Genomic DNA, 8513 nt, shown 5'->3' on the forward strand with positions numbered 1-8513 from the left:
GTCCCCGACAGTGACGTCGGCGAGCCCTAGCCACGACGCCATCGTCGCCAGCTCACCGGCTAGTGCTGCGGCCACCTTCGCCGGCGAGCGACCCGGCTCGATGAACGCGCCGACGACGTACAAGGCGTTCGCGGCACGGTCGGCCTTCAGGTCGACCCGGCCGACCAACTCACCGTCGAGCAGAAAGGGCCACACGTAGTAGCCGTAGCGTCGTTGGGCTGCGGGCGTGTAGATCTCGATGCGGTAATGGAACCCGAAGAGCCGCTGCACCCGAGGCCGGAAAAAGACCAACGGGTCGAACGGGCACAGGAGCGCCGTACCGCGGTCCCGTCGTGGAACAGCTTGCTCGGCACGCAGATACGCAGGCGCCGACCAGCCGTCAACGTCGACGCGTTCCAGCTCGCCGTCGGCGACCAGCTTGGAGATCGCCGGTTTGACCTGGGCGGCGGACAGCCGGAAGTAGTCACGGATATCGGCCTCGGTGCCCACACCGAGCGCGGTGGCCGACCGCAAGGTGAGCTCGCGGATCGCTTCATCGTCGTCGATCTCCCGCGCCAACACGTCGGCCGGCAGCACCCGCTCGGTCAGGTCGTAGTGGCGGGCGAATCCGACGCGGGTGGCCGTCGTCAGCACACCGGCGGCAAAGAGCGCCTCAGCGACCCATTTGGTGTCGCTGCGGTTCCACCAGGGGCCTTTAGCCGCGCGCGACGGCTCGGCAGCGAGGTGGGCCTCGATCTGTCCGGCGGTGCAGGGTCCGAGCTGCGCCACGGCGGCGACGATGTCGTCGGCCAGCTGTGGGTTGGCCTTGACGATTTGGGTGCCCCAGCGGCCGTGCCGGTATTCGCGCATCCGCCAACGCATGAGCGGCCAGTCGTCGACCGCCATCAGCGCAGCTTCGTGCGCCCAATACTCGACCAGCAGACGCGGACTGCGCGCGGAGTGGTCCCACGCCGCGCGGTCGAGTACGTCGCGGTTGTAGGCCCCAAGCCGGCTGAACACCGGCGCGTAGTGGGCGCGCACCACAACCGACACCGAATCGAGTTGCAGCACCTGGATTCTGGAGATCAGCCGCCGCAGATGGGCCCGGGTGAGGCGACCGCTGGCTCGCGGCTCCGCGAAACCTTGCGCGGCCACAGCGACCCGGCGGGCCTGCGCCGCGGTCAGCCTGCTCACGAGCTGCGCTGGTAGCTGTGGAACCGATATCTCAGCCCCGTGCGGCTGGTCAGCCACTCCCCCGTCGTGCCAATCCAGGTTTCGTCCAGCACCGGCGCCAACACGTCGGCGTCGTCACGCGGCAGGTCGAGCTCCACCTCGGTGACCTCGCAGCGGGTGGCCAACGGCATCGCCAGCGCGTAGATCTGTTGCCCGCCGATCACCCAGGTCACCGGGTCGGTGAGGGCCTCGTCAAAGGTGCCCACCACTTCTGCGCCGTCTGCCACATACTCAGTTTGACGGGTCAGTACGACATTTCTGCGGCCGGGCAACGGCCGCACCGTCGCCGGCAGCGACTCCCAGGTGAGTCGGCCCATCACCACGGTGTGGCCCATCGTGAGCTCTTTGAACCGGGCCTGATCCTCCGGCAGCCGCCACGGGATTTGACCGCCGCGCCCGATGATGCCTGACGTCGACTGGGCCCAGATCAGGCCCAGCTCCGTCATGCGCGCCTCATACCGCGACGGGGGCTTTGATCGCCGGGTGCGGGTCGTAGTTCTTGATGACGATGTCGTCGTAGGTGTAGTCGAAGATCGAGTCACGATGTGCCAGAACCAGTTCCGGGTATGGGCGTGGTTCCCGGCTGAGCTGCAGGCGGACCTGCTCGACGTGGTTGTCGTAGATGTGGCAGTCGCCACCCGTCCAGACGAACTCACCGACCTCGAGCCCGGCCTGCGTGGCCATCATGTGCGTGAGCAGCGCGTAGCTGGCGATGTTGAACGGGACGCCCAGGAACAGGTCGGCGCTGCGCTGGTAGAGCTGACAGCTCAGCCGCCCGTCGGCGACATAGAACTGGAACAGCACATGACAGGGCGCCAAGGCCATCCTGGGAATATCGCCGACATTCCACGCCGACACGATGATGCGCCGGGAATCCGGATCAGTGCGCAGCAGCTCCAGCGCAGTGCTGATCTGGTCGATATGCTCACCCGACGGGGTGGGCCAGGATCGCCACTGCACTCCATAGATCGGGCCGAGATCGCCTGTGGCGGAGGCCCATTCGTCCCAGATGGTGACTCCGTGTTCGTGCAGCCAGTTGACGTTGGAGTCGCCGCGCAGAAACCACAGCAGCTCGTAGATCACCGATTTCAGGTGCACCTTCTTGGTGGTGATCAGCGGGAAACCCGCCGCCAGGTCGTAGCGCATCTGGTGGCCGAACAGGCTGCGGGTCCCGGTGCCGGTGCGGTCGGCCTTGGGTGTGCCCCGCTTCAGGACCAGGCGCAGCAGATCCTCGTACGGCGTAGGGATGGGCACGGTCCTCAGCGTAGCGGCGATGCGGAGTAGTAGAACGGTAGCCATGCCGCACATCACCGATACCGTCACCACTGGCGACGGCACCTGCACCGTCCACCTGTTTATCCCCGAGGGCCAGGGGCCGTGGCCTGGGGTGGTCATGTATCCCGACGCCGGCGGGGTGCGTGACACCTTCTACGAGATGGCCGCCAAGCTGGCCGGCTTTGGTTACGTCGTGCTGCTGCCGGACGTCTACTACCGCCACGGGGACTGGCAGCCGTTCGACATGAAGACCGCCTTCAGCGACCCCGCCGAGCGACAGCGGCTGATGTCGATGATCGGCAGCGTCACCCCGCTCAAAATGGACATCGACGCCGGCGCGTTCTTCGATTACCTTGCCGACCGCGACGAGGTGCGCGGAGACCGGTTCGGTGTCTGCGGCTACTGCATGGGTGGCCGCACGTCGCTGGTGGTGGCCGGTCGTCAGCCCGATCGCGTTGCGGCCGCGGCCTCCTTCCACGGCGGCGGGCTGGCGACGGATAGCGCGGAAAGCCCGCATCTGCTGGCCGACCAGATCCAAGCCGCGGTCTACGTCGCCGGAGCCGAGAACGACGGCTCCTTCACGCCCGAGCAAGCCGAACAGCTCGACAAGGCGTTGACCGCCGCCGGTGTCGAGCACACTATCGAGACGTATCCGGCCGCGCATGGGTTCGCGGTCCCGGACAACGCGCCGTATGACGAAGCCGCCGCGGAGCGGCATTGGGCGGCGATGCGGGACTTCTTCGGGGCGAAGCTCTCCGGGTAGTAGGCGCGCCGACTATGCACGTCGACGCGATGACGACGCCCAAACCGCTGGGCCAGATCGGTCAACTCGCCCGACGGACCCAGTCAGCCGGGTTCTCCGGCCTGTTGTTCACGGAGACGGGCCGCACGGCCTATCTCAACGCCGCCGTGGCCTCGCAGGTCGCGCCCGGGCTGGAGTTGTCCACGGGTGTGGCGGTCGCATTTCCGCGCAGTCCCTTCGTGACTGCGGCGACGGCATGGGAGCTTGCCGAAGCAACCGGCGGCCTGTTCCGGCTGGGTCTGGGCACGCAGGTGCGCACTCACGTGGTGCGGCGCTACGGCGTGGCCTTCGATCGGCCCGGGCCCCGGCTGCGCGACTACGTGCTCGCCGTGAAGGCGTGCTTCATGGCGTTTCGAACCGGGACGCTCGATCACCACGGCGAGTTCTACGACCTCGACTTCATCAGTCCCCAGTGGAGCCCAGGACCTATCCACGTCCCCGACCCCAAAGTCGATGTCGCCGCGGTCAATCCGTGGATGCTGCGGATGGCGGGCGAAGTAGCCGATGGCGTCCATATGCATCCGATTGCGGAGCCCGGCTATCTAACCCGGCACGCCGTGCCGAACATCGCGGCAGGAGCGGCAAAAGCGGGGCGCACGGCGTCGGCCATCGCTGTGATCGTGCCGGCGATGACGATCGTCGGCGACCGCGACGAAGAGCGTGACAAGGAACGAGAACTGCTGCGAGCCAGCCTGGCGTTCTACGGAAGCACGCCCAACTATGCGTTCATCTGGGACGAGGCTGGGTTCGAGGGCACGACCGCCCGAATTCGGGAGAAGCAGAAGGCCGGCGACGTCGCCGGCATGGCCGCCCAGATCACCGACGAGCACCTGGCCGTCTTCGCCACCGAGTCAACTTGGGACGGGCTGGCCGACGCGCTGACCGACAAGTATGCGGGAATCGCCACCCGGCTGGTGCTGTACAACGCGCTGACCGATCAAGAGCGCGTCGAGCGCTACGGCGAAGTTGCTCGCCGGATCAGCCGCCGATCAGGCGCTGCATGAAATCGGGGTAGCGCGCGCCCTGCACTGTGATCTGCGTTGCGGCGTAGTCTATTTCGCGTAGGTCGTCGGCGGTGAGCTCGACGTCGGCTGCCGCGATGTTCTCCTGGAGGCGCTCGAGGCGGCGGGTGCCCGGAATGGGTACGATCCACGGTTGCTGGGCAAGCAGCCAAGCCAGCGCCATCTGTCCGGGTGTCGCGTTCTTGCGCGCCGCGATCGTTTCTAGTAGATCAACGACGGCCCGGTTGGCGGCTCGGGCGTCGGCGGCAAACCGCGGAATGGCGTTGCGGATGTCGGTGCGCTCGAATTGGGTGTCGACGCCGATGCTTCCGGTCAGGAAGCCTTTGCCGAGCGGACTGTACGGCACAAAGCCAATGCCAAGTTCCCCACACGTGGGCAGCACCTCGCTTTCCGGTGCGCGCCACCAGATCGAGTACTCGCTTTGTATGGCCGAGACGGGCTGGACGCCGTGCGCTCGCCGTATCGCCTCGGCAGATGCCTCCGACATGCCGAAATGCTTGACCTTGCCGTCCTGGATCAATTCCTTGACCGTCCCGGCTACGTCCTCGATGGGTACCTGTGGGTCGACGCGGTGCTGGTAGAGCAAATCGATGGTCTCCACACGCAGCCGCTGCAGCGACGCGTCCGTGACCCGTCTGATGTTCTCCGGGCGGCTGTTGAGTCCCGCGATGTTGCCGGTCGCGTCGAAGGCGAAACCGAATTTGGTCGCGATGACCACCTGACCCGCGAACGGCGCCAGTGCCTCCCCGACCAGTTCCTCGTTGTCCCCGTAGGCTTCGGCGGTATCGAAAAAGGTGACACCGCGCTCGACGGCCGAGCGGATCACCGCGATCATGTCCTCTTTGGGTCCCGACGGGCCGTAGCCGCGGCTCATTCCCATGCAGCCCAATCCGATCGCGGATACTTCGAGGCCGTCGCCGAGGATGCGCTTGTCCATGGTCAACTCCGGCCGTCGTGCGGCAGGTCGACCAGTTCGGCCAGCAGGGCGCGATGCCGGTAGCCGGTGCCTAGTGCCAGCTGATCGCTTTTCGCCCGCTTCAAGTACAGATGCGCGGGGTACTCCCAGGTCATTCCGATCCCGCCGTGCAGCTGAATGCATTCCTCGGCGGCATGCACCGCCACATCGCTGCAGTAGGCCTGCGCCATGGCCGCGGCGACGGCAGCGTCGGGATCGCTCCGCGCGCAGGTGTCGGCGGCGTAGCGGGCTCCCGCGGCAGCGGAGCTGACTTCCAGCCACAGGTCGGCCATCCGATGCTTGATCGCCTGATATGACCCGATCGCACGGCCAAACTGCTTGCGCTGCTTGACGTAGTCGAGCGCGGTGTCGAAACACCACTGCGCGACGCCAAGCTGCTCGGAGGCCAGCAACGCCGCGCCGGTCTGCAGCGCTGCCGCCAGCGCCGCGTCCGCCGATCCGGTACCGACCCGAGATGACGATGTGCCCGAGAACCGAACGTTGGCAAGGGGTCTGGTCATGTCCAGCGCCAATATCGGCGTCACTTCCACTCCGGCCGCAGTGCGCGAGACGGTGTGCAACTCGAGTCCGTTAGGGCCGGCTGCCGGTACCACCAGCACGTCGGCTTCGGCTGCGCCTGCAACGTTGGCGATCTCTCCGGTCAGACCGTCAGCACCTGCGCTGACGCCGGTCACCGGGTCGCCCGGCGCGTTCGAAAGCCGCACTGCCAGCGCCGCGGTGACTTCACCGGCCGCTAGGCCCGGCAGGTTCTGGGTGTCGCCCGCCCGCAGCAGCGCGACGGTGGCGAGCACCGCGCTGGAAAGGTAGGGCACCGGAGCGACAGCCCGGCCGATCTCCTCCATGACGACGGCAGCCTCTCGGGCGCTCGCGCCCGCACCCCCAAGCTCGTCGGGCACCAGCAGCCCCGCTACCCCCAGATCGGCAGCCAGCTCTTTCCAGACGCCCGAAAAGTCCGGCGGCCCAGGGTCGTACAAGCGCATCACCGCCTCCGGCGGGCACCGGTCAGCAAGTAGCTGGCGGACACTGTCGCGCAGCGCGTCCTCGGTGTCGGAGTACAGCAGATCCGCGTTCATCGATCCAGGTCCTTCCAGGCGACCTCTTTGTCGACCCGGTGCTCGGGCGGCAGGCCGAGAACCCGCTCGGCGATGGTGTTGCGCAGAATCTCCGATGTGCCGCCCTCGATCGAATTGCCTCTGGCACGTAGGTAGCGATATCCCGGCTCCCGGCCGGTCAAGTCGACCGTTTCCGGTCGACGCATGGTCCAGTCGTCGTAGCGCAGCCCTGATTCGACGTGCAATTCCAACTCGAATCCCGAAATAGCTTGTGCCAGACGGGCGAACGCTATCTTCATACCTGCGCCCTCAGGGCCGGGCTGGCCCGCGGCGAGCCGCTGGCGCAGTCGTTCACCGGTCAGCCGGGTGACTTCCGATTCGACCCACAGCCGCATCAGCTCGTCGTGCATCGCGGGGTTGCGAAGCTCTGGCTCGTTGCGCCAGGCTTCGGCGACCTTGCCGATCATCCCGCCTTCGCGGGGTACGCCGGGCCTGTTGCCGATGGCGACCCGCTCGTTGTTGAGGGTGGTGGTCGCCACCTTCCATCCGCCGCCCTCGGGCCCGAGCCGGTTCGCGTCGGGCACCCGGACGTCGGTGAGGAACACTTCGTTGAACTCGGCCTCACCGGTGATCTGTCGCAGCGGGCGGATCTCGATGCCGGGATCGGACATGTCACACAGGAAGTAGGTGAGGCCTTGGTGTTTGGGAACAGTTGGGTCGGTGCGGGCGACGAGGATCGCCATCTGGGCATGCTGCGCCATAGAGGTCCACACCTTCTGCCCGTTGACAATCCAGTCCCCGGTCGAGCCGTCGCGGACCGCCCGCGTGGCGAGCCCGGCCAGGTCTGATCCGGCCCCCGGTTCGCTGAACAGCTGGCAGTAGATGTGCTCGCCGGTGTAGAGCGGGCGCAGGAACTTTCGCTTCTGTTCCTCGGTGCCGAACGCCGCGATCGTCGGCGCGGCCATGCCCATTCCGATGATGTTTCTTCCCCCGCCCGGAGGTGGCGCGCTGGCCGTGGCCAATTGGCTCTCCACGAGGCGTTGGAAAGTCCGCGGCAGGTCGAGTCCGCCGCAGCCGGGGGGGAAGTGCACCCATGCCAGCCCCGCGTCGAAGCGTGCGCCGAGAAACTCGCGCGGATCGGTGGTCGCGGGGTCGTGTTGCTTGAGCAGCGTGGCCACCCGCGCGTCGAGATCTTCGGCGATGTCAGCGCTCATCTCGGTCTCCGTTCAAATGCCAGCGTCTTCGGCCACTTCGCGGGCCTTACGGACTAGCGCATCGATCCGACGCAGAGTCGGTGTGCCCGCGGCGGCCTTATTCTTCGGTTCATCCATGGCTCGGCGCATCACGCCTTCGGCGATAATCGCAACCTTCCACAGCCCCAACGCATGCCAGTACTTCAGCGTCGCTGCGTCACGCCCGGTTTCTGCCAGATACACCGCTGTCATCTCGGCGCGGTCGGGGAACCCGTCGAGCGCTGCGGCGGAGAAGCTTCCGGCCCACTCGTCCTCCCCGGGTTCGGGCCAATACCCCAGCAAGCTGCCCATGTCGGCCAACGGATCACCGAGCGTGGACAACTCCCAGTCCAAGACGGCAACCACCTCCCCGGTGGTATGCGAGGTGATGACGTTGCGCAGATGAAAGTCGCCGTGCACCAACGTCAGTTCCTGTTGCTCCGGCGCTGCCGCGATTAGCCGTCGGGTCAGGTCGTCGAGGTCGGGCAGCTCACGGGTCTTCGAGAGCTCCCATTGTCCTGCCCAGCGTTTGAGCTGGCGCTGAGCGTAGGGTTTGTGGCTGGCCAGATCGGCCAAGCCGACTTCGTTGATGTCGACGGCATGGATCTTGGCCAGTGTCTTCACCATTGAGAGCCCGATTTGCCTGCGGCGCTGGGGAGTTAGCGATTCGGCTTTTTCCATCCGGTCGATCACCAGGCCGTCGACGTACTCCATCAACAGCAGCGGAACGTCGCCATCGCGGGTCAGTCCGTATACCCCTGGCGTCGGCACTGGTGTGTCCTGCAGAGCGGACAGGATCCGCGCCTCGCGAACTACGTCGTGCGCAGACGCCAACAACTGCCCCAGCGGCGGGCGGCGCAGCACCCATTCGCGGTTGCCGGCGTCACGCACCAGATAGGTCAGGTTCGACTGGCCCAGCCCGATCCGTTCGAAGCTCAGTGG

General features: G+C 66.7%; 9 protein-coding genes. 2 read left to right on the plus strand and 7 right to left on the minus strand.

All coding sequences use genetic code 11. The features are described 5' to 3' along the window. From VFA16_RS16965 to VFA16_RS16975, 3 genes are all read right to left on the minus strand, one after another. Positions 1–1173 (minus strand): winged helix-turn-helix domain-containing protein (locus VFA16_RS16965; protein ID WP_324968937.1); only part of this gene is annotated, 1173 nt, incomplete at its 3' end. Further along, complete coding sequence (locus VFA16_RS16970) at positions 1170–1658, minus strand: dihydrofolate reductase (protein WP_324968938.1); 489 nt, start codon at positions 1656–1658, stop codon at positions 1170–1172. The genes VFA16_RS16965 and VFA16_RS16970, both read right to left, overlap by 4 nt. A gap of 7 nt (positions 1659–1665) precedes the next feature. After that, the gene (locus VFA16_RS16975; protein WP_324968939.1) at positions 1666–2466 is read right to left on the minus strand and encodes a thymidylate synthase; all 801 of its coding nucleotides are present in this window, start codon (positions 2464–2466) and stop codon (positions 1666–1668) included. Positions 2467–2509: 43 nt separating this feature from the next. Here VFA16_RS16975 and VFA16_RS16980 point away from each other — a divergent pair, with 43 nt between their 5' ends. Then, complete coding sequence (locus VFA16_RS16980; RefSeq protein WP_324968945.1) at positions 2510–3250, plus strand: dienelactone hydrolase family protein; 741 nt, start codon at positions 2510–2512, stop codon at positions 3248–3250. Positions 3251–3264: 14 nt separating this feature from the next. Further along, on the plus strand, positions 3265–4293 hold the full coding sequence (locus VFA16_RS16985) for a TIGR03617 family F420-dependent LLM class oxidoreductase (protein ID WP_324968940.1): 1029 nt from the start codon (positions 3265–3267) through the stop codon (positions 4291–4293). Here the strand turns inward: VFA16_RS16985 and VFA16_RS16990 are convergent. From VFA16_RS16990 to VFA16_RS17005, 4 genes are all read right to left on the minus strand, one after another. Beyond that, the gene (locus tag VFA16_RS16990) at positions 4268–5248 is read right to left on the minus strand and encodes an aldo/keto reductase (RefSeq protein WP_324968941.1); all 981 of its coding nucleotides are present in this window, start codon (positions 5246–5248) and stop codon (positions 4268–4270) included. The two genes, VFA16_RS16985 and VFA16_RS16990, sit on opposite strands and share 26 nt — an antisense overlap. A 2-nt stretch (positions 5249–5250) precedes the next feature. Further along, positions 5251–6360 carry an acyl-CoA dehydrogenase family protein gene (locus tag VFA16_RS16995; protein ID WP_324968942.1) on the minus strand — a complete coding sequence of 370 codons (1110 nt, stop codon included), beginning with the start codon at positions 6358–6360 and terminating at the stop codon, positions 5251–5253. Beyond that, entirely contained in the window at positions 6357–7553 is a 1197-nt protein-coding gene (locus tag VFA16_RS17000; protein WP_324968943.1) for an acyl-CoA dehydrogenase family protein, read from the minus strand. The genes VFA16_RS16995 and VFA16_RS17000 overlap by 4 nt, the downstream gene beginning before the upstream one ends. 12 nt (positions 7554–7565) lie before the next feature. Then, positions 7566–8513 (minus strand): phosphotransferase family protein (locus tag VFA16_RS17005; RefSeq protein ID WP_324968944.1); only part of this gene is annotated, 948 nt, incomplete at its 5' end.

Origin of the sequence: Mycobacterium sp. (assembly GCF_035653355.1) — a bacterium.
Classification (GTDB): domain Bacteria; phylum Actinomycetota; class Actinomycetes; order Mycobacteriales; family Mycobacteriaceae; genus Mycobacterium.

Bases quoted from the DNA above. Each gene is read 5' to 3' on its own strand.
- VFA16_RS17000 (WP_324968943.1), bottom strand. From the start codon at position 7,553: ATGAGCGCTGACATCGCCGAAGATCTCGACGCGCGGGTGGCCACGCTG.
- VFA16_RS16995 (WP_324968942.1), bottom strand. From the start codon at position 6,360: ATGAACGCGGATCTGCTGTACTCCGACACCGAGGACGCGCTGCGCGAC.
- VFA16_RS16970 (WP_324968938.1), bottom strand. From the start codon at position 1,658: ATGACGGAGCTGGGCCTGATCTGGGCCCAGTCGACGTCAGGCATCATC.
- VFA16_RS16990 (WP_324968941.1), bottom strand. From the start codon at position 5,248: ATGGACAAGCGCATCCTCGGCGACGGCCTCGAAGTATCCGCGATCGGA.
- VFA16_RS16980 (WP_324968945.1), top strand. From the start codon at position 2,510: ATGCCGCACATCACCGATACCGTCACCACTGGCGACGGCACCTGCACC.
- VFA16_RS16985 (WP_324968940.1), top strand. From the start codon at position 3,265: ATGCACGTCGACGCGATGACGACGCCCAAACCGCTGGGCCAGATCGGT.